The organism is Pseudogemmobacter sp. W21_MBD1_M6 (assembly GCF_052119585.1).
Lineage (GTDB): Bacteria > Pseudomonadota > Alphaproteobacteria > Rhodobacterales > Rhodobacteraceae > JBGQOJ01.
Map to the genome: position 1 here is coordinate 279,421 of NZ_JBGQOJ010000002.1, position 21,170 is coordinate 300,590.

14 protein-coding genes and 1 tRNA gene are annotated in these 21,170 nt (G+C 59.9%); 6 read left to right on the forward strand and 9 right to left on the reverse strand.

Translation table 11 applies throughout. The annotated features are described in order from the left end of the window. Positions 1 to 156: 156 nt before the first annotated feature. From ACEN2R_RS05360 to ypfJ, 3 genes are all read right to left on the reverse strand, one after another. On the reverse strand, positions 157 to 5,076 hold the full coding sequence (locus ACEN2R_RS05360; protein WP_442039969.1) for a Hint domain-containing protein: 4,920 nt from the start codon (positions 5,074 to 5,076) through the stop codon (positions 157 to 159). Between the two features lie 1,103 nt (positions 5,077 to 6,179). Beyond that, positions 6,180 to 6,263, reverse strand: a tRNA-Leu gene (locus ACEN2R_RS05365). A gap of 197 nt (positions 6,264 to 6,460) precedes the next feature. After that, on the reverse strand, positions 6,461 to 7,309 hold the full coding sequence (gene ypfJ, locus ACEN2R_RS05370; RefSeq protein ID WP_442039971.1) for a KPN_02809 family neutral zinc metallopeptidase: 849 nt from the start codon (positions 7,307 to 7,309) through the stop codon (positions 6,461 to 6,463). 119 nt (positions 7,310 to 7,428) lie between these two features. Between ypfJ and ACEN2R_RS05375 the strand changes: the two genes are divergently transcribed. Then, the gene (locus ACEN2R_RS05375; RefSeq protein WP_442039973.1) at positions 7,429 to 8,007 is read left to right on the forward strand and encodes a YqaA family protein; all 579 of its coding nucleotides are present in this window, start codon (positions 7,429 to 7,431) and stop codon (positions 8,005 to 8,007) included. Next, entirely contained in the window at positions 8,004 to 8,462 is a 459-nt protein-coding gene (locus ACEN2R_RS05380) for a disulfide bond formation protein B (RefSeq protein ID WP_442039975.1), read from the forward strand. Before ACEN2R_RS05375 ends, ACEN2R_RS05380 begins: the two co-directional genes overlap by 4 nt. Here ACEN2R_RS05380 and ACEN2R_RS05385 read toward each other — a convergent pair. Beyond that, positions 8,459 to 8,890, reverse strand: a complete 432-nt coding sequence (locus ACEN2R_RS05385; protein ID WP_442039977.1) for an Lrp/AsnC family transcriptional regulator — start codon at positions 8,888 to 8,890, stop codon at positions 8,459 to 8,461. The genes ACEN2R_RS05380 and ACEN2R_RS05385 overlap by 4 nt on opposite strands. Positions 8,891 to 9,004: 114 nt before the next feature. On the opposite strand from ACEN2R_RS05385, the gene rocF reads away from it, so the two are divergent. From rocF to gyrA, 3 genes are all read left to right on the forward strand, one after another. Next, complete coding sequence (gene rocF / locus ACEN2R_RS05390; protein WP_442039979.1) at positions 9,005 to 9,937, forward strand: arginase; 933 nt, start codon at positions 9,005 to 9,007, stop codon at positions 9,935 to 9,937. Beyond that, on the forward strand, positions 9,934 to 10,989 hold the full coding sequence (locus ACEN2R_RS05395; protein ID WP_442039981.1) for an ornithine cyclodeaminase: 1,056 nt from the start codon (positions 9,934 to 9,936) through the stop codon (positions 10,987 to 10,989). The genes rocF and ACEN2R_RS05395 overlap by 4 nt, the downstream gene beginning before the upstream one ends. A 256-nt stretch (positions 10,990 to 11,245) precedes the next feature. Continuing rightward, on the forward strand, positions 11,246 to 13,990 hold the full coding sequence (gene gyrA, locus ACEN2R_RS05400; RefSeq protein WP_442039983.1) for a DNA gyrase subunit A: 2,745 nt from the start codon (positions 11,246 to 11,248) through the stop codon (positions 13,988 to 13,990). Positions 13,991 to 14,206: 216 nt separating this feature from the next. On the opposite strand, the gene ACEN2R_RS05405 is transcribed toward gyrA, so the two are convergent. Further along, positions 14,207 to 15,748 (reverse strand): helicase HerA-like domain-containing protein, encoded by a 1,542-nt coding sequence (locus tag ACEN2R_RS05405; protein WP_442039985.1) that lies wholly within the window; start codon positions 15,746 to 15,748, stop codon positions 14,207 to 14,209. Positions 15,749 to 16,161: 413 nt separating this feature from the next. Between ACEN2R_RS05405 and ACEN2R_RS05410 the strand changes: the two genes are divergently transcribed. Beyond that, positions 16,162 to 16,812: an invasion associated locus B family protein gene (locus tag ACEN2R_RS05410; RefSeq protein ID WP_442039987.1), complete on the forward strand. Its 651-nt coding sequence runs from the start codon at positions 16,162 to 16,164 to the stop codon at positions 16,810 to 16,812. A gap of 84 nt (positions 16,813 to 16,896) precedes the next feature. Here the strand turns inward: ACEN2R_RS05410 and ACEN2R_RS05415 are convergent, their stop codons facing one another. The 4 genes from ACEN2R_RS05415 to ACEN2R_RS05430 are packed head-to-tail and all read right to left on the reverse strand — an operon-like array spanning position 16,897 to position 21,125. Then, complete coding sequence (locus ACEN2R_RS05415) at positions 16,897 to 18,105, reverse strand: beta-ketoacyl-[acyl-carrier-protein] synthase family protein (protein WP_442039989.1); 1,209 nt, start codon at positions 18,103 to 18,105, stop codon at positions 16,897 to 16,899. Then, positions 18,102 to 18,356 (reverse strand): acyl carrier protein, encoded by a 255-nt coding sequence (locus ACEN2R_RS05420; protein ID WP_442039991.1) that lies wholly within the window; start codon positions 18,354 to 18,356, stop codon positions 18,102 to 18,104. Before ACEN2R_RS05420 ends, ACEN2R_RS05415 begins: the two co-directional genes overlap by 4 nt. 35 nt (positions 18,357 to 18,391) lie before the next feature. Next, positions 18,392 to 19,483, reverse strand: coding sequence for a UDP-3-O-(3-hydroxymyristoyl)glucosamine N-acyltransferase (gene lpxD, locus ACEN2R_RS05425; protein WP_442039992.1), 1,092 nt, complete (start codon positions 19,481 to 19,483; stop codon positions 18,392 to 18,394). Positions 19,484 to 19,511: 28 nt separating this feature from the next. After that, a complete protein-coding gene (locus ACEN2R_RS05430; protein WP_442039993.1) occupies positions 19,512 to 21,125 on the reverse strand; it encodes a L,D-transpeptidase family protein in 1,614 nt (537 codons plus the stop codon). Positions 21,126 to 21,170 lie beyond the last annotated feature (45 nt).

Genomic DNA, 21,170 nt, shown 5'->3' on the forward strand with positions numbered 1-21,170 from the left:
GCCGGGCCGCCATACTTGGTCCCGGTCAAAACGCTTGTGGCGTCAGCGCCGGCAGGTTTTTCAGACGGTAAGATATCATGCAAAAAGGGGACAGTGTCCTGCCCCCTTTTCATTCGTGCCGCGCAGCCGGATGTGCCCACGCGGCACAGCTGCATATTATTTTACAAGAAGCTGCGCCTCGTGCTTTTTCAATGTCTTCCGGGCCGAAGTATAGGCGTCGATCCCTGCTTCGGTTTTCAGTTCCGGGAACAGTTCCAGAATTTCGGACCGCTGCGCGTTTCCGATGCCCTTCAGCGTGTAGTCGCCGGGCTGGAAACTTTCCGTCCACGCCCCGTTCGACAGCACAACCTCGTGCTGCTCGAACATGAAGTGCAGATAGGTCGTGCCCATCGTGTCGACCTCGTGGATTCCACGATTGTTGACCAGATGCTTGGCTGCCGCCAGAACCTCGCGTTCTTCGAAATAAAGCGCGGTCTTATCGTTGGCCATCAGCACACGGTGGTTCGGAGACACCAGCATATCGCGTTCTGGCAGACCGTTACCAAGTGCCCCCTTCTGGATCAGGATCGGCTTAAGATGGGGGTTCGAGGCTAGTGCCTTCCAGTCCATCTTTTTCGCACCCAGCCAGCGGATTTCCTGAATGCCGTTATCGCGGGTGATGATCTTGTCGCCAACCTGCAACTCCTCGACCAAACGCTCGCCACGCGGGGTTGCGATTGCGGTGCCGGGGGTGAAACAGGGAATGACATTCTCAATGTTTTCGAAGGTCATCGAGCCGGTCACGCCACCAGCCCCATCGCGGAACTCGACGATGCCGTTCTCGGGGTTGACGCTGTCGTAGATGATGTGCAGCGGCCCGGATCCGGTTAGATCAAGCGTGTCATAGTCGTCACCGCCCTCGCCACCGTCCACTGTATCGCCAGCATTGCCACCCAGGAACGTGTCGCGACCATCGCCACCGGACAGGGCATCGATACCGGCGCCACCGGTCAGCGTATCGTTGCCACGATCCCCGTTGATCACGTCGTCGCCCTCGTCGCCGCTCAGGCTATCGTCGCCGTCGCCGCCATATATCGTGTCATTGTCGATGCCACCAAAAACAGTGTCGTCATCATTCCCGCCATAGATCAGGTCGTCATCATCCTTGCCGTAGATGGTGTCGTTGCCGTCGCCGCCGTTGATCACATCCTTGCCGTTGGTTGGCACAAGATCGGTCGCATCGGGAATGTTCAGCGCATCAGGAAAGCTCGGGTCGAGACCGCCATAGATGGTGTCATCGCCCAGGCCGCCCTCGATCGCATCCGATCCTTCGCCGCCGATGATATAATCGTCGCCGTCTCCACCCTCGATCGTATCGGCGTCAACGCCCGCGTCAATCCGGTCGCCGCCGTTGCCGCCATAGATGATATCGGCATCGTCGCCGGTGGTGATGGTGTCGTTGCCATCACCGCCATAGACCGTATCCTTGTCATCATTGACGTCGGTATCTGCGGGGTAAAGACCGGGATACCCAAGATCGGGACGCTGAAGACCCGAGGACGTGTCGATCACATCATCCCCGACCCCGCCATAGGCCGTATCCGCGCCTTCACCGCCAAGGATGATGTCGTTGCCATTGTCACCATTAAGGATGTCGTCGCCTTCGGCGCCATCCAGGGTGTCCGCCCCTCCGCCGCCACTAAGCGTATCGTTGTCGTTGCCGCCGTTCAGGATGTCGGCGTCGGATCCGCCCAGCAAGGTATCCTCGCCCTCGTCGCCGTTCAGCGTGTCGCCGTCCTGACCCGCGTCCAGATAGTCATTGCCCAGACCGCCGTTCAGCAAATCGCTTCCGTTGCCGCCCGACAGATAGTCATCGCCGTCGCCACCACTCAAAACATCGTTGCCGTCTTCGCCATAGACTGTGTCATCCCCATCGCCTGCGAGAACCGTGTCATTTCCATCGCCTGCTTCAACAATATCGTCGTTCCCGATCTCTCCGGGAAGAAGCGCGTCGTTCGCGTCAATGCGGTCGCCCTCTGGGTCGCCGAGATAGTCGATATCGATCAGGTCGTCGCCAACGCTGCCCTCGACGATACCGTCCAGAAGCGGCGCGGAAACCGTGACCAGCACCTCGCCAGTGTCATTGCCGCCGTTGCCGTCCGTGATATCGTAGGAGATGCTATCAACCCCTGCGAACCCGGCGTCCGGCGTGTATTTCAACGTGCCATCGGCATTGAGCATGACCGTGCCATGCAGCGCGGTCGGCGTGCCGGTGATGGATATTGTATCGCCATCAACATCGGTGTCGTTGCCCAAGACATCAATGACAACAGGTGTCGCATTGGGTGTCGTCGCGGTGTCGTCCACCGCAACCGGATCATCGTTGACGGCGCCCACTGTGACCGTGACAGCCCCTGTGTCGCTGCCGCCCATGCCGTCATCGACGGTATAGGAGATCGTGTCGGTGCCGTTAAAGTCGGCATCCGGCGTGTATTCCAGCGTGCCATCGGCATTGACCATGACCGTGCCATGCAGCGCGGTCGGCGTGCCGGTGACCGTCAGCGTATCGCCGTCGATGTCGGTGTCGTTGCCAAGCACGTCGATCGTGACGGGCGTATCCTCGTCCGTTGTCGCGGTGTCGTCCACTGCGACGGGGGCGGTGTTTTCTGGCAGGATGATATTCTCGATCTCGGCGAAGGACATCGTGCCCGTCACATTCCCCGAGCCATTCAGAAACTCGACTGTCCCCGAGGTGGAATCGCCATCGGCGTCGGTCGTCTGGTTGACGATGCGCAGTGGGCCCTGCCCCGTAAGGTCCAGTATGTCATAATCGTTTCCACCGGTGCCGCCGTCCACAGTATCGCCCGCGTTGCCGCCGAAAAATGTGTCGGCGTCGTCGTTGCCGGACAATGTGTCCGCGCCTTCGCCGCCGGTGATCTGGTCGTCGCCGACGTTGCCGAAGATTATATCATCACCGTCACCGCCAAGCAGAACGTCGTTTCCGCCCTCCGCCTCGATCAGGTCACTTGGAATTGTGGTGAAGGCGACGTCACTGACCCAGACCTGCTGGTCGGTGACAGAGCCGTTGGCATAATCGATGACGATGCGCGCGACTGGACCGTCGATGTGGACCAGAACGGACCCCGCCGCCTGCGACACATCTGTTCCGGTGGTGCCGGTGGCGGTGTTGCCGTTCAGCGCGACTGTGCCGGAACTGGTCAGCGTCACGTCGACCTCGTTGCCATCGGCATCGAAGGCGTGAACCGACACGATATCGGTGTGCTGGTCGCCCGCAGTACCCACGTCGATGTCGTTGATGCGGAATGTCACATCGCGCACAAGGTCGCTGAACTGCGGATCGGTGGCGTCAAAGGTCAGCGTGGTGGACGAGGTGCTGTCAATGCCGCCCTCGCCGCCCAGACCGTAAAGCGCGATGCCCGAGGTGCCGTCGATGCCATCGCCTGCGGCCACATACTGGGTGTCGAGCGTCTTGGTGATCGTCGCGCCGCTGTCCTGCGCGGTGAAACCGACCGTTACAGAGATGCCGCCGGCATCCACAACAGTGCTGTTGCCGACAGAGCCCGCATTGGCCCAGTCCAGCACCTTGGTCTCGCCCACAGGCGCGGCCTGGTCGCCATAGATGGTGTCATTGCCCGTGCCGCCGTAGACGGTGTCGTTGCCGCCCTCGCCGTAGATCATGTCGTCGCCGTCGCCACCCAGCAGCGTGTCGTCACCCGGCAGGTTGCCTGCCACGTCGCCCAGCGGCGCGTCGAAATAGACGTCGGTGATGTTGATGCCCGAATTGTCATACCCGACTTGTTGGTGGATGATTTCCAGCCGCGCGACAGGGCCTGCGATATTCACAAGGATCGAGTGGTTCGGATCGGTATCCGGGCCGCTGCCATAGGTGCTGACAGCGGTTTCATTGCCGCCCACGCCGTCAAGGTTCGACAGGCCGATGTAGGCCCCGCCGGACAGGCTGACGGGAATAAGGTTGCCGGATGCGTCATACGCCTTGATCGAGACCTTCGAGTCAAAGTCGATGTCGTTCACGCGGAACGACACGTCCTCGACGGGCGCCGAGAAGTCCAGCTTGTAGGTCGCGGCCTCGTGGTTCGCGTTCAGTTCGGACGACAAAGAGCTGTAGGCGTTGACCGGCTGGCCGTCATCGGTGATCGAGTGAACCTTTTGCTGGCTGGTGGCAAAGGTGCTTTCGGGTGTGTTTGTCTTGCCGGTGACCGAGAACGTCACATTGACGTTGCCAGTGTCCTGCGTGAAGCCGCCGTTCAGCGTGTCATAGTTGTCGATTGCGCCGCTGCTGTTCGGGTCAGGGGCCTTGTCCCACTCGAAGCTTTCGCGCACGGTTCCCGTGGCAGCGTCCGCATTGCCCAGGGAACTGTCGCCAAAGATCACATCATTGCCTGCGCCGCCTTCGACGGTATCGTTGCCGCCGCCCGCAAAAACCGTGTCATTGCCGGCCCCTGCCAGCACTGTGTCGGTCCCGGCCCCCGCATCGACGATATCGTCATTGCCTGTTTCGCCGGGCAGGATCGCGTCATTATGGTCGATCCGGTCGCCATCCGGGTCGCCTGTGTAATCAAAGTCGATCAGGTCGTCACCGGCGGTGCCTTCAACGATACCGTCCAGCGTCTGCACCGGATCACAGGTGACCGGACCGATCTTGATGCACGCGCTGCCGAACAGCTGGAACGGTGGGTCGTAGGATATATTGATGCTGGAAACCGGGCCGGACACCGACGCCACAACGCACCCGCTTTCGGCGCTGAACGTGCAGGGCACTTCGTTGCCGGACGCATCCAGGGCGGTGATTTTCAGGTATTTGCCCGCGCCGCAGTCGTTCAGGCCGATATCATACAGCTTGAACGACAGGTCCTTGACCGCTTCGTCATAGTCGAGTTGGCAATACGTCGCGTTGCCCGAGCTGGACAGGTTCAGGTACCCGTTCGTATCCACATGCGAGGACGTGCCACTGCCGGACCCCGTCACAATGTTGCAGCCCAAGTCGTTCCCGCCGCTGTAAAGCGTGTTGCTGGTGTTGAAAAGTGCTTGCGCCCAATCAAGAATAAATCCGGTCATTACAAGACACTCCGGTAAAATGTGGTTATTGCACGCGGCGATGCGGGTGCTAAAAATTCAGTTGAAAGAGAACTTGGGGGGGGCGGCAGCGTTACAAGGCCAAAAGCCAGTGTGCCAAGTGTACCGGGCTGTCCTGCACATTGGGCCACCGCAACGGTCGAAATAGCAAAAAACGCCAATTCCAAACAGATCATCAGAACAGCTTCCCCCTCAGGTCGCTCGTTTCACACAGGGCCCATGCGAAAAGCGATACTCTGACCAGAGCGGACTCGCACAAAATCACACAGTCATAAGGGGATTGATCGACAGGACGAACGGGTCCTGCGGCAAAGATCCTGTGGGCACCAAAGCAGCCCAAAGGTTCCGTTGCGCATATGTATCCACACTGCGCAAAACGCAGTTAAAGGTCGGACACACACGCATCAGTCCCGCATTGGCAGAATGCGGATTACGTGCGGCCGCCCCCGTGGCCAGATATATCGCCCCCCAGATGGGCTTGGATTTGTTTTATCAGAGGAACAAATATCAGGAAGCGAAAAGTGTCTAAATTATGCCGTATTCTGACCCGTTATCATCACCAATGCGTCAAACGCCCCTGCCGCAACGCAACCCTGAATTGCAGACTGTTTCCATAATGGCGCGACGGGGAATTCAACGTAATCTTTCCCTCTTGTTGTGTATTCGCTGCGGAATTTCAGCATATTCCACGTCGCGCGGCGCAATTTAACATGCCTGGCTGGACAAAAAACATGCAATGTCAGGCGGTATCGTCGCGAATTCGGCACCAATCATTTTTGTGAAATTGTCGAAAATAGGGCAGGATTTTCAGAAGATGTATTAAGCCCCAACTGTCTCGAATTTCTGCACAATCATTGATTAACAGTCCGATTGTTGATCATTCCCGCAGCGATAATCCATAAAAGTCATAGAATCATTTCCATACACCCTTCTGTTAAGGTGCCTGTTGATTCGGATAATCCGGTTTGGGACGGCCCGCAGCGCACCTGACTGCGGCTGTTTCGCGCTGGCTGCCGACCTTGCCCGCCGTCTGCACGCCAGGAGCTTTGGCGTGGAGTTGCCGCTCAAGCCCTGTTGGAGAGGTTTGGTACCCGAGGCCGGACTCGAACCGGCACGCCTTGCGGCGGGGGATTTTGAATCCCCTGCGTCTACCATTCCGCCACTCGGGCATCCATTGTCTTACGCGCCGAACGGTACCTTCCCCGCCAAACCCCGTAAAAACCGGAAGCGCCGAAATCACTGGTAGAAAATATGCGTGATTCCGAACTTGAGCGATCTCGTAACGAAGTCTCTGCGAAAGGTAAAGCGGGATACGCGCAACACCGATGACTTTGACCAGCGCCCCCGCAGTGCCGCCAATGCCCCCCTACAGACGCTTCGTGCCGAAGGTGTCGCAGGCCGTCATCTGACCGCTATTGTAGCCCGTCGCAAACCAGCGCTGGCGCTGTTCCGATGTGCCATGGGTGAAGGTGTGCGGGCTGACGCGCTGACCTGCGTTGCGCTGCAATGTATCGTCGCCGATCTGCTTGGCTGCGTTCATCGCCTCGGCCAGATCGCCCTGTTCTATCGTGCCGAACTTCGTTTCTGCGTGGCGGGCCCATATCCCGGAATAGCAATCCGCCTGAAGTTCTATCCTGACTGAAATCGCGTTGCTGTCAGCCTCGGTTGACTGTTGACGCACGCGGTTCGCCTGCCCCAGAATACCCAGTTCGTCCTGCACGCCGTGCGCGACCTCATGCGCCACGACATAGGCGGCGGCAAAATCGCCCTTGGCCCCCAACTGCCGCGACAGCGTGGCGAAAAAATCGGTGTCGAGGTAGACCTTCTTGTCGCCGGGGCAATAAAACGGGCCTGTGGCGGCACTTGCCCCACCACAGGCCGATTGCGTAGCACCCTTGAACAGCACCAGAACCGGCGCGTCATAGGGTTGCCCCACCTGAATGCGGAACAGCTCCGCCCAGATTTCCTCGGTGTCGGCCAGCGTGACAGACACGAATTCGCCCGCCTGACGGTCGGCCTCTGTCAGTTCACCGCCACCGGATCGCCCGCCGGTCAAGGCCGGATCGTTCAACAAGGGGGTCACATCAATCCCCAGGAAATAGCCGATCACCAGAACCGCAACCAGTCCGACGCCGCCAATGCCGCCAGCCTTGCCCGCGCCCATGCTGCGCCGGTCCTCTATGTTCCTGCTTCCGCGCCGCCCCTGCCACTTCATCCCAGTCCCCCCTTTACAACACAAACATTCTAACGCGGCACATCTGGATATTTCCAGCAGAACCTGCTTAACCAGCGGTCCAGACCGTCATGTATGGTCCGAACCACGGGAACAGATGGATGATACGGCGGCTTTACAACTGGACACTTCTTATGGCGCTCAGCCGGAACGCCCTTTGGGTGCTGGCGCTGGTGTCTTTCGCGGAAAGCTCGTTCTTTCCCATTCCGCCCGACATTCTGATGATTCCAATGATCCTTGCCCGCCCGTTCAGGGCCTGGCTGATCGCGGGCGTGGCGCTTGTTGCCTCTGTTCTGGGGGGTGCATTCGGCTATCTGATCGGCGCGACCCTGTTCGACACCGTTGGGCAACCCCTGCTGGAATTCTACGGCAAGGCGGACGCGGCGCAGGTGTTCAACCAGACATTCAACGATTGGGGCGCATGGGCGGTCCTGATCGCGGGCGTTACCCCGTTTCCCTACAAGGTCATCACGATCATGTCGGGCTGGACCGGCCTTTCGTTTCCTGTGTTCATGGGCGCCAGCCTGATCGCCCGCGGCTTGCGGTTCTTTATCGTCGCGGCGCTGCTGTGGAAATACGGCGCGCCGATCCGTGACTTTGTAGAACGACGGCTGGCGCTGCTGTTCACCCTGTTCATTGCCATCCTTTTGGGCGGGTTTATTGCGGTGAAATACCTATGACAAAACGACAGTATATCCTTCTGGCGACATTCGGTTCTGTCGCGCTTCTGGCGGGGGCCTTTGCGTTCCAGTATCTGGGCGGCCTTGCCCCCTGCAAGCTGTGCCTCTGGCAGCGGTATCCCCATGCGGTCGCTATTCTGGCAGGTGCCCTGGCTTTGTCCCTGCGCTGGCCCGGTTTCATCGTCCTCGGGGCGCTGTCGGCCTTGGCGACTGCGGGTCTGGGGCTGTATCACACCGGGGTCGAGAATGGCTGGTGGGAAGGCCCGACCACCTGCTCATCCGGCCCGGTCAGCGATCTGACCCCGGCAGAGCTGATGGACCAGATCCTTGCCGCGCCGCTGGTGCGTTGCGACGACATCGCCTGGCAATTCCTGAACCTGTCGATGGCATCCTGGAACGCGATCCTGTCGCTCGGCCTTGTGGCGCTTTGGGTGGTTGCGTTGCGCGCCCGCTAGCGCAGCTTGGCCTTGCGGGTGGACAACAACAGGTTCGTCTCGCTGCGCGTCACCCCCTCGATCCGCCGGATCGCGAATAACGCGCGGTCCAGCGCCTCCAGCGTGTCGGTGCTGATTTCCAGAACCAGATCCCACGCGCCATTGGTGGAATGCACCGCCTGAACTTCGGGCAGTCCCGTCAGACGGTGCACAACCTTGTCGGTGCCGCGCCCCTCGATTTCCAGCATCATCAAGCCGCGCACAGGGGCCTGCGCGACATCCTCTTTCAACAGAACCGTAAAACCCACAATGTCGCCCCGTGCGGTCATCCGCTCGATCCGCGTGCGCGCCGTGGCCCGGCTCAGCCCGAGGCTCAGCGCCAGATCGGACATCGACGCCCGCGCATCGCGCCGCAGGGCCGCCACAAGTTTCAGATCGGTATCGTCCATTTTGCGCACCCCGACTGCCGAATTGATCAATATGCACCCGTTTTGCACAAAATGCACACTTAACGCCACCCCGATTTGCGCGATATCAAGCGGGAACTGTAAAGGATCCCCCTTATGAACAAGCGGAACTGTATTCTTGTCGGCGCACCTGTGGACAGCGGCAAACGCCGCCGTGGCTGTCAGATGGGGCCGGATGCCTATCGCACCGCCGGACTGGCCGAGGCGCTGACCGGACTGGGCCACAGCGCCAGCGACATCGGTAATGTCGTCCCTGCCGCGCCGCGCCCCGTCACGCCGCGCAATCCGCAGGTTCATGCGCTGGCGGAAACCATCGCCTGGACAGAGGCCCTGTCAAACGCCGCGCAATCCGCCGCCAAAGACGGCTTTCCGATTTTCATGGGCGGGGACCATTCCCTGTCGCTTGGCACCGTTTCGGGCATGGCCGCCCATGCGGCGCAGCAAAACCGCCCGCTGTTCGTGCTGTGGCTGGACGCGCACAGCGATTACCACACGCCGGTGACCAGCGGGTCGGGCAATCTGCACGGCACCCCCGTCGCCTATGTCACAGGGCACGCGGGGTTCGAGGATTTCCCGCCGCTGTCGTCTGTCGTTCCCACCAAAAACGTCTGCATGATCGGCATCAGGTCCGTTGACCCCGAAGAGCATGCCGCCCTGCTGAAGGGCGAAGTGACCATTGTCGACATGCGCGCAATCGACGAGCATGGCATCGCGAAACCGCTGGCCGCCTTCCTTGACCAAGTCGCGGCGGCGAACGGTATGCTGCATGTCTCGCTGGATGTCGATTTCCTTGACCCCTCGGTCGCACCCGCGGTCGGCACCACCGTGCCGGGCGGTGCCACCGTGCGCGAGGGCCATCTGGTGATGGAACTGTTGCACGACAGCGGCCTTGTTACCTCGCTTGATCTGGTCGAGCTGAACCCGCATCTGGATGATCGCGGCCGCACCGCCAACGTCATGGTCGACCTGACCGCCTCGCTGATGGGGCGCAAGGTGTTCGACCGCCCGACAAGGAGCCTGACCACATGACCGCCCCCCTGTCCCACAAAGCCCGCGTTCCCTTTATCAGCGTCGACAACATGATGAAGCTGGTCCTGAAAACCGGCATAGAGCCAATGCTGCGTGACCTTGCGGGCTATATCGAGGATGATTTCCGGCGCTGGCCCGAATTTGACAAGACCCCGCGCGTGGCCAGTCATTCCGACGTCGGCGTGATCGAACTGATGCCGACGGCGGACCGCGATCTGTATGGGTTCAAATATGTGAACGGCCACCCGAAGAACATGAAGGAAGGCTTGCAAACCGTTACCGCATTTGGACTTTTGGCCAATGTGCACAACGGCTATCCGGTGCTTTTGTCGGAAATGACCATCCTGACCGCCCTGCGCACGGCGGCCACGTCGGCGATGGCGGGCATATATCTGGCACCAAAGGGGTCAACCACGATGGCCATCATCGGCAACGGTGCCCAATCGGAATTCCAGGCGCTGGCGTTCAAGGCAATCTGCGGCATATCCAATATCCGGCTTTATGATATCGACCCGACCGCCACGGCAAAATGCGCAGCCAATTTAGAGGGTTACGGTCTGACCATCACCCCCTGCCACAGCGCCGAAGAGGCCCTGATCGGGGCGCAGATCATCACCACGGTGACCGCAGACAAGCAAAACGCAACGATCCTGACCGACAACATGGTCGGTAGCGGCGTGCACATCAATGGCGTCGGCGGCGATTGCCCCGGCAAGACGGAACTGCACCGCGACATCCTGCTGCGCGCCGGCATTTTCGTCGAATACCCGCCGCAAACACGGATCGAGGGCGAGATCCAGCAGCTTGCGGCGGATCACCCTGTGACGGAGCTGTGGGAGGTGATCACCGGCGCGGCGCAAGGGCGGCGAAATGACCGCCAGATCACCCTGTTCGATAGCGTCGGTTTCGCGATCGAGGACTTCTCCGCCTTGCGCTATGTCCGCGACAGGATCGAGGGAACGACGCTTTTTCAGGACCTCGACCTGCTGGCCGACCCGGATGATCCACGCGATTTGTTCGGGATGCTGCTGCGAGCGGATGCCGCCCTGTAACCGGTCAGTGCCGGGCAAAAACACCCCTGCCGACCGTTGCAATCCGTGGCAACCACCGGCAGGAGTATTTGGACCGAGAAGAATGGCCAGAAATCGCCTAATTCTTGTGATTTACTTGGCTTTAGTATCAACAACTTAGACCTGATCCCCAGAGCATGACCCTGTTTGCCGCACAGCGCCATTGCACCCTATATCCATGATCCGTTATAACTATGACAACAATATGTAGACGTGACAGAGAAGAACGGCGGACAACGTGAACGACACTCCGGAAACTCCTGAAAACGAAGAAGAAAAAGGCCCCCAGCGCATGGCGCATGACGGGCCCAGCATCTCGATCACCGACGAGATGAAATCTTCCTATCTTGATTACGCAATGAGCGTGATCGTCAGTCGTGCCATTCCCGACCTGCGCGACGGGTTGAAGCCGGTCCACCGGCGCATCCTTTATGCGATGCACGAGACCGGAAACACCCATGACAAGTCCTACCGCAAGTCGGCGCGCCCTGTTGGCGACGTGATGGGTAAGTATCACCCGCACGGCGACAGCGCGATCTACGACGCGCTGGTTCGGATGGCGCAAAGCTTTTCCATGTCGCTGCCGCTGCTGGACGGTCAGGGCAACTTCGGTTCGATGGATGGTGATAACGCCGCCGCTATGCGCTACACCGAAGTGCGGATGGACAAGCCCGCCGCCTTTTTGCTGGCCGATATCGAAAAGGATACGGTCAATTTTCAGGACAACTATGACGGCAAGGACCGCGAGCCTTCGGTTCTGCCCGCGCGGTTCCCCAACATGCTGGTCAATGGCGCGGGCGGTATCGCCGTTGGCATGGCCACCAATATTCCGCCGCACAATCTGGGCGAAGTGATCGACGCGACGCTGGCATTGATCGAACAGCCCGATCTGACGTCGGAGGACCTGATCGCCTACGTTCCCGCCCCGGATTTTCCGACCGGCGGCATCATCCTTGGCCGCAGTGGCGCGCGCAAAGCCTATCTTGAGGGGCGCGGCAGCGTGGTGATCCGTGCGAAAACCCGCATCGAGGAAATCCGCAAGGACCGCTGGGCGATCATCATGGAAGAGATCCCCTATCAGGTGAACAAAGCCACGATGATCGAAAAGATCGCAGAACTGGCCCGCGACAAAAAGATCGAGGGCATCGCCCATGTGCAGGACGAATCCGACCGGGTCGGCGTGCGCGTGGTGGTCGAGCTGAAGCGCGACGCGACCGCCGAGGTCGTGCTGAACCAGTTGTTCCGCTTTACCCCGATGCAAACCTCGTTCGGCTGCAACATGCTTGCGCTGAACGGCGGGCGGCCAGAGCAGCTGACGCTGCGCAAGTTCCTGACCGCGTTTCTGGATTTCCGCGAAGAGGTCGTGGCGCGGCGCACCGCATTCGATCTGCGAAAGGCGCGCGAGCGTAGCCATATCCTGTGTGGTCTGGCGGTCGCCGTGTCGAACGTCGACGAGGTTGTCAAAACGATCCGCTCCTCTGCCGACGCGGCAGAGGCCCGCACGCGGCTGATGACCCGTCGCTGGCCCGCAGGCGATATCATCGAGTACATCAAGCTGATCGACGATCCGACCCATCCGGTGAATGAGGACGGCACATATAACCTGTCCGAAACGCAGGCCCGCGCAATCCTTGACCTGCGTCTGCAGCGCCTGACCGCCATGGGTGTCAAGGAAATCACCGACGAGCTGCAAACCCTTGCCGCCGCGATCCGCGATTACCTGGAAATTCTGGGCAGCCGCGTGCGGATCATGGAAATCATCTCGAACGAGCTGAAAGAGGTCCGCGCGCAGTTTGCCGTGCCGCGCCGCACAGAGATCGTCGACTGGTCCGGCGACATGGACGACGAAGACCTGATCGAGAAAGAAGACATGGTCGTGACCGTCACGTCCGGCGGATATATCAAGCGCACGCCTTTGATCGACTTCCGCGCGCAACGGCGTGGCGGCAAGGGCCTGTCTTCGATGGCAACCAAAGAAGACGACGTGGTGACGACGCTGTTCGTGGCAAATACCCACACCCAGCTTTTGTTCTTCACGACCGACGGCATGGTGTACAAGCTGAAGACATGGCGCCTGCCGCAGGGCAGCCGCACGACACGCGGCAAGGCAATCGTCAACATCCTGCCGATTCCGCCGGGCGTTTCCATCGCGGCGATCATGCCCGTCGATGCGCCAGAGGATGACTGGGACAACCTGCAGATCATGTTTGCCACAAGTGCCGGCGACGTGCGTCGGAACCAGCTGTCGGACTTCACCAACGTCATGCGCAACGGCAAGATCGCAATGGATCTGCCCGAGGGCGTGCTTTTGGTGAATGCCCGGATCTGTGACGAAAACGACGACATCATGCTTGTCACCAATTCGGGACGCGCGATCCGCTTCCCCTCGACCGCCGTGCGCGTGTTCAAGGGCCGAAAATCGACCGGTGTCCGCGGGATTCGCCTTCTGGGCGAGGACACGGTGGTGTCGATGTCGGTGATCCGCCACTTCGACGCAACATCCGAAGAGCGCGCAGCATACCTGAAGATGCGGCGTGCGATGGCTGGTCTGGCCGACGATGCCGAGGGTGGAGATGACGACGAAGCTGTCGAGAACGCCACGATCAGCACAGAACGCTATGCCGAAATGTCCGCCTTCGAGGAGCTGATCCTGACAATCACCGCCAAAGGCGCGGGCAAGCTGTCGTCCAGCCACGACTACCCTGTGCGCGGGCGCGGCGGCATGGGTGTTGCAGCAATGGACAAGGCCATGCGTGGCGGCGACCTTGTGGCCTGTTTCCCCGTTGAAATGGAAGATCAGATCATGCTTGCAACATCGACCGGGCAATCAATCCGGTGCCCTGTTGCCGGCATCTCTTTCCGGTCACGCGGTGCGGGTGGTGTGAAAGTCTTTGATACCGCCAAGAAAGAGGAAGTCGTTTCTGTGGCCTGGATCGCGGATCAGGGCGACGAGGACACTGGCGAAGAGGGTGTCGTGGAATAACATTCCGGGACACCAAGTAAAAAGCCGCCAAAGCAGATGCTTATGGCGGCTTTTTAATGTGATGTCGCATCCCGTGACTGCGACCCGAAGCCTTCGGCGAGGATATTTTCGCCAAGAAGATATGCTAGAGTCTTCTTGGTTCAAATATCCCCGCGCGGAGCGCGAAACGGCACGAAGTGCCAAAAGGAATGCGCCCGGAACGGGCGCTCCGCCGGATCAACGGGCCTTGAACAAACTGCCCAAAATGCCACGGACAATGCGGCGGCCTGTCGTGCCTGTCAGCTCTTTCAGCACGGTCTTGCCCATTTGTTCGCCAAAGCTGGGGGTCGATGCGGTTCTGCTGCGCGTGGTGGTTTTTGTGCTGCCGCCGTCATAGCGGCGCGCGGATCTGAACTCGCGCTCGTCTTCCTTCAGCTTTGCTTCGGCCGCGTCCGCCTCTTCGGCGGCTTTTGCGGCCGCTTCGGACCGTTTCGACAGGATCTCGAACGCACTTTCGCGGTCCAGAAGGGTTTCGTATTTTCCGGCAACAGGGGATGCGGCGCGCACCGCGCGACGGACATCGTCCGAGATCGGGCCAAGCTGGCTGCCGGGTGGGCGGATCAATGTGCGCTCGACCATGCCCGGAACCCCTTTTTTCTCGAGCATCGACGTCACGGCCTCGCCCACCCCAACTTCGCGGATCGCGTCCTCGGTCGAAAACCGCGGATTGTCGCGGTAGGTTTGCGCGGCAAGGCGCAGTTGTTTCTGGTCTTTTGCGGTAAAGGCCCGTAGCGCGTGTTGCACGCGGTTTCCCAACTGCCCCAGAATATCCTCTGGCACGTCATCGGGGTTCTGGGTGACAAAGTAGATGCCAACGCCCTTTGACCGGATCAGGCGCGCGACCTGCTCGACCTTGTCGACCAGGGGTTTTGGCGCTCCGTCGAACAAAAGATGCGCCTCGTCGAAGAAGAACACCAGCTTGGGCTTGTCCAGATCGCCGACCTCTGGCAGCTCTTCGAACAGCTCTGACAGCATCCATAGCAGAAAGGTGGAATAAAGCTTGGGCGCCGACATCAGCTGGTCGGCGGCAAGGATATTGATCCGCCCGCGCCCGTCCGGGTCGACCTGCATCATATCCGCAAGGTCCAGCGCGGGTTCGCCGAACAGCTTTGCGCCGCCCTGATTTTCCAGCACAAGAAGCCGGCGCTGGATTGTGCCTATCGATGCGGATGACACATTGCCATACCGCAGGGTCAATGTGTCGGCGTTCTCGCCGACCCAGACCAGAAGCGCCTGAAGATCACGCAGGTCAAGCAGGGGAAGTCCCTCCTCGTCGGAAACGCGGAAGGCAATGTTCAGCACGCCCTCTTGCGCCTCGGACAATTCCAGAAGGCGGGCCAGCAGCAATGGCCCCATGTCCGAAACCGTTGTGCGCACCGGATGGCCGGACACGCCGAACAGATCCCAGAACGTCACTGGAAATGCGCTGTAGGTGTAATCGGAAAAGCCGATCTTTTCGGCGCGGAGTGCAAAAGCCTCGTGCAGCTTCTGGTCCGCCCGGCCAGAGGCGGCAAGGCCGGACAAATCGCCTTTGACGTCTGACAGAAACACCGGCACACCCGCAGCGGAAAATTCTTCTGCCATAATCTGCAATGTAACCGATTTGCCGGTGCCCGTCGCGCCTGCGATCAACCCGTGTCGGTTGGCATAGCCGAGCAACAGGCATTGAGGTTCGGCATAGGCCTCGCCGCCGCCACCAATGAAAATACGATCGGACACAGGCACACTCCTTCTCGGAAAACATTCAGCGTCAAAATACAGTCTTAACTTCTATGTGCCAGCATTGATCTGTCGAAAGCGGAAAACTTCCATCGCTTTCGCCTTCCTCCCTGTCTGACTTGCCGCGCCCCAGTGGCGCGGCCTTTTTATCAAAAGGACAACCATCCCGAGGAAAAGGCGCATATTTTTAGTGTTGACGGATGTGATCCTTCGTCATAGCTTTCGGTGCAATAAGTCGGCCAAGTCCGACAGGGAGACTAAATTGGAAAAAGGGTCCGGCGACGGATCCTTTTTTTATGTCTGGCGGAAATCCGCCTTTCGGCGTGGCAGATGACAGCGTTTCCCGCCTGACAGCGACCTGCACCCGTGCTAGACACCCAGTTGAAATCATCGGCAAATACAACGGAATACCAATGACACACCTGTTCAAAAGCCTTTCCATTCTTGCATTGATTGCCTGCGCGGCACCTGCATTCTCGCAGGAAACGACCCCTGCTGCCGGGGCGACCACCACAGAGCCCAGCACAGAGACCCCCACCGTTGAGGCGCCCGCTGTTGCGGACCCTCTGGCGCCAAACCTTGGTGAAGAGGTTGCCGCCGCGGATGCGCCGGGCACGACCTACACCAAAGCCGCCTTTGATGACTGGGATCTGCGCTGTATCCGCGTGGCCGAGGGCAAAGAACCCTGCCAGCTCTATCAGCTTCTGAAAGACCCGCAGGGCAATGCGGTTGCGGAAATCACCCTGTTCGGTCTGCCAGAAGGCAACGAGGCCGTTGCGGGTGCCACGATCATCACGCCGCTTGAAACCCTTCTGACCCAGCAGATCACGCTGTCCGTCGACGCCGGCGCGGGCAAGCGTTATCCGTTTTCATGGTGCAGCCAGATCGGATGTTTCGCCCGCATTGGCCTGACCAGCGGCGATATCGCGTCGTTCAAGAAGGGGGCTTCGGCCAAGCTGGTGATCGTTCCGGTTGCCGCTGCCGACCAGAAGGTCGAGCTGGGCGTGTCGCTGAAGGGGTTTACCGCCGGATATGACGCCGTGCTGGCCGAAGGCGCCAACTAAGTCAAACCAGATTACTTACGGTAATAACGCCACCCCTTCAGGGTGGCGTTATTTATTTTAAACCAGTAACTTACGCCAGTGTCTTCAGAACTTTTTCAAGGCCAGAACAGCGTTCAGTCCGCCAAAGGCGAAGGCGTTGGTCAACACCACATCCACCTTTGCATCCCGCGCCACATTCGGCACCACGTCCAGGGCGCATTCCGGGTCCGGTTCTTCGTAGCCGATGGTGGGCGCAATAACCCCGTCGCGCAGGGCCATGATGCACGCCAACAGCTCTACCGCGCCGGTGCCGCCGATCAGATGCCCGTGCATGGATTTTGTCGAGGATATCATCAGCCGGTCGGCGTGATGGCCGAACACATCGGCCACAGCGGCGCATTCGGTTTTGTCGTTGGCCGCCGTGCCGGTGCCGTGGGCGTTGATATACCCCACCTGATCGCGGTTGATCCCCGCATCCGACATCGCGCCGGCGATGGCGCGCGCAGCGCCCTGTTTGGACGGCATTACGATATCCGACGCATCGGATGTCATGGCAAAGCCGATCACCTCTGCCAGAATATCGGCGCCACGGGCGATGGCGTGGTCGTAGTCCTCGAACACGAAAATCGCCGCGCCCTCTCCCTGGACCATGCCGTTGCGGTTGGCCGAAAACGGGCGGCAGGCGTCCCTGGACATGACGCGCAACCCTTCCCATGCCTTGACTCCGCCAAAGCACAGCATGGATTCCGACCCGCCCGTCACCATCACGCGGGCCATGCCCATACGGACCATGTTGAACGCCTGCCCCATGGCGTGATTGGACGAGGCACAGGCCGTCGCCACGGTATAGCTGGGCCCCTTGAGATTGTATTCCATGCTGACGTGGCTGGCCGCCGCATTGTTCATCAATTTGGGCACAACAAAGGGATGAACCCGGTTCTTTCCCTCTTCGTAGACGGTGCGGTAGTTTTCATCCCATGTGTTCACGCCACCGCCCGCAGTGCCCAACACAACGCCGGATTTGATCGCAAGCTCGCCATTGAAGGTCAGGCCGGATTGCCCGATCGCCTCTTTCGCGGCCAGCAAAGTGAACTGGGTGAACCGGTCGTAAAGCGAGATTTGCTGACGGTTGAAATGGGTTTCCGCCTCGTATCCACGCACCTGCCCCGCGATGCGGATCGACAGGCGTTCGACATCGCGGATGTCCAGCGTGCCGATGCCGCAACGGCCTTCGCGCATCGCTTCCATTGTGGTGGCGACCGAATGGCCAAGCGCATTTATCGTGCCCGAACCGGTGATGACAACGCGCTTCATGCGCCGGAAACCAGCCCTTCGACCGCCTTTACGATCGAGGCGACAGATGAAATGTCGAACCCGCTTTCGGATGGATCATTGGCGTTGAATGGCACTGTGATATCAAAGGCTTCTTCGATGGCAAAGATGGATTCCACCAGCCCCAGACTGTCGATCCCGAGATCCTCCAATGTGGCGGCCATCGTGACGTCGCCGATGTCCAGAACGGCCTGCTCGGCAATAATCTCGATCACCTTGTCCTTGACGTTCATTGGTCCCTATTCCCTTGCGCAAAGCGTGGTCGCATTTAGTCACTATGATCCGATTTTGAAACTGTTTTTTGAAGTTCTGCGACACTTCGGAACAATCGTGGCAAACGCCGCAGATTTTTCATCGCTTCGACATGGGTTTCCATCTTCATCGCGGGGCTGCCCAGCAAAACCCGTCCCGCAGGGGCATTGCTGAAAATCTTGGTCGCACCGCCCGCAATCACATCGTCGCCGACAAAAATATTGTCGCTGACGCCGCATTGCCCGCCCAGAACAACGCGGTTTCCGATCCGGCTGGACCCTGCGATACCGACCTGACCGCACAGCAGGCAATCCTCGCCGACCTGCACATTGTGTCCGATGTGCACAAGGTTATCAAGCTTGGTGCCGCGCCCGATACGGGTTGCGCGGATGGTGCCGCGATCAATGGTGCCATTCGCGCCGATCTCGACATCGTCGCCGATTTCGACCCCACCCAGCGAATGAATGCGCGTCCAGCTTTGCGCCTGCACATCCCCCTGATGCCCAAGGCTTTCGCGCGCCTTTTCGACACCGGATTTTTCCGGTGTGACAAAGGAAAACCCGTCCGCGCCGACAACCGCCCCGGGTTGCGCGATAAAGCGATCGCCGATCAGAACCCGCGCGCCGATCCGCACGCCTTGCAGCAGCAGCGCATCGTCACCGATCCGCGCCTGTTCCGCGATGCTGACATGGCTTGCGATGCGGGCATTCGCGCCAATCTGCGCGTCGCGGCCAATCACCACAAAGGGGCCGATCGCCGCACCGATGCCGATTTTGGCGGTCGGATGAATAATCGCCATAGGGTGGATTCCGGCCTCCAGTTCGGGGCCGGGGTCCAGCAGTCTGGTCAGGCCGGACATGGCGTAGCGCGGGCGCGGCACGAAAATCGCCGCCTCCAGCCCAAGGGCCTGCCAATCGGCCCCGTCCCACAGGATGGCCGCACGGGCCTGACCCTGCGCCAGACCGCCCGCATATTTCGGGTCCATCGCCAGCGCCAGATCATCCGGCCCGGCGGTTGCGGGCTCTGCCGCGCGGCTGACTGTCACATCGACGGCGCCAAAGGCTGTCGCCCCAAGCGCCGCCGCAATATCCTTGATCGTGTGGCCCATGACCTACCCCTGTTCTATGGGGCTGGATTTAACCCTGAATAGCCCGCAGCGCTACCCCGGCCTTGGCCAGTGCCGCGAATATCGCAGCGTCACGCCCGTAAATGTCGCGGCGATAGTTCATCTGGCCTTTCGGGCTGGTCCAAGCCGTCCGGTAATCAATGTGAACCGGCAGCGGTGGGTCAAGTGCCACAACGGATTCTACGCCGGTTTTCAGATGCGACTTGAAAAGGCCCTGCGGATCACTGGTTTGTTGCGACAGCAGCGCATAGGCAAAATCAAAGGGATCGGCAAGCCGCACGCAGCCATGGCTGAACGCCCGCACTTCCCGCCCGAACAGATTCTTTGACGGGGTGTCATGCAGATAGATGTTGTATTTGTTCGGGAACATGAACTTCACCAGACCCAGCGCGTTGCCATCGCTTGGCGGCTGTTTCAGGTTAAAGGGAAATGTCTTTGCCGAATATTGCGCAAAATTCACCGCGCCACGGCTGACCACCCGACCCTGCCCGTCGACGACTTTCAGGTGGCTGACCGCATTCGGGTTTTTTTGCAGCAGTGGCAGGTATTCCTTAATGGTGATCGAGCGCGGAACATTCCAGCTTGGGTTGATCACCATGAATTCCATCACGTCCGAAAATTCGGGCGTGCGCGTGTCAGAGGCGTTCTTGCCCACCACGCTGCGGGTCTGGAACTCAACCTTGCCGTTGTTGACGATTTTGGCGGTGAAATCGGTGATGTTCACCAGAACATGGCGCTTGCCCAAGGGCTGGTTCATCCAGCGCTCGCGCTCCATCGCGACGATGACCGACTGAAGGCGGGCCTCGAGTGGCGTGTTGATTTCCACCATCGTCCCCTCGCCCGCGACGCCGTCGGGATTCAGGCCGTTGTCCAGTTGGAACTGCTGAACCGCCCCTTGTATCGCCGCATCGTAGGTCTGGGTGGCGCTGCGTCGCAGATAGCCCATGGCGCCCAAACGGTCACGCAAGGCCACGACGGGCTGGCCCGACTGGCCCGGTTTCAGCGCCTTCGCCCCGACAGAGGCCCCGAAGCCACCCTTTGTCAGCAGGCGCTCCATCGTCATTTTCTCTTTCATCAACCGCAGGTATTCGGGCGACGCCGGCGGCAGGGACCGGATGAAACCGGCAGGAGAGCTTTTGACCAAGGCCGCCAGTGTTTGCGCGCGGTCGCGCAGCGGCACGATGCGGACGATGCCGCTATCCACCTTGGACGGTGCCAGAACGCCGGTCTGCACGTCTGTCGCATATTGCAGGAACTGGCGGCTCAACTCGACCTCCAGAAGACCCATGTCGCGGTTCGATGTCGCGGATTTGACCCGCGCCATGATTTGGGCCGGATCGTAGCGTTTGGCCGGAAGACCGTGATCGTCCGCCTTCGCCGCTGCGGCAATGAATGCTTTGAGCCGAGAGCTGTTTTTGCCAGCGCCCGTCCATATGCCATTGTAATCGTTTGCTTTATAAAATGCGGCCAAGGCCGGATCTTTTGCAGCCGCTTCCGCCACGGCCTGTTTGAATGCGGTGACCTGGGCGCTGGCAGGCGCTGCGGTCAGGGTCAGCGCCATTATCACCGCAAGAACTGCGGAAAGGATCGGCACGGCCCGAAAAATCTTGGTCGAAAACGTCATTATTTCCCCCGAAAACAAGGTAAATTCACCACTGTGTTGCCGAAA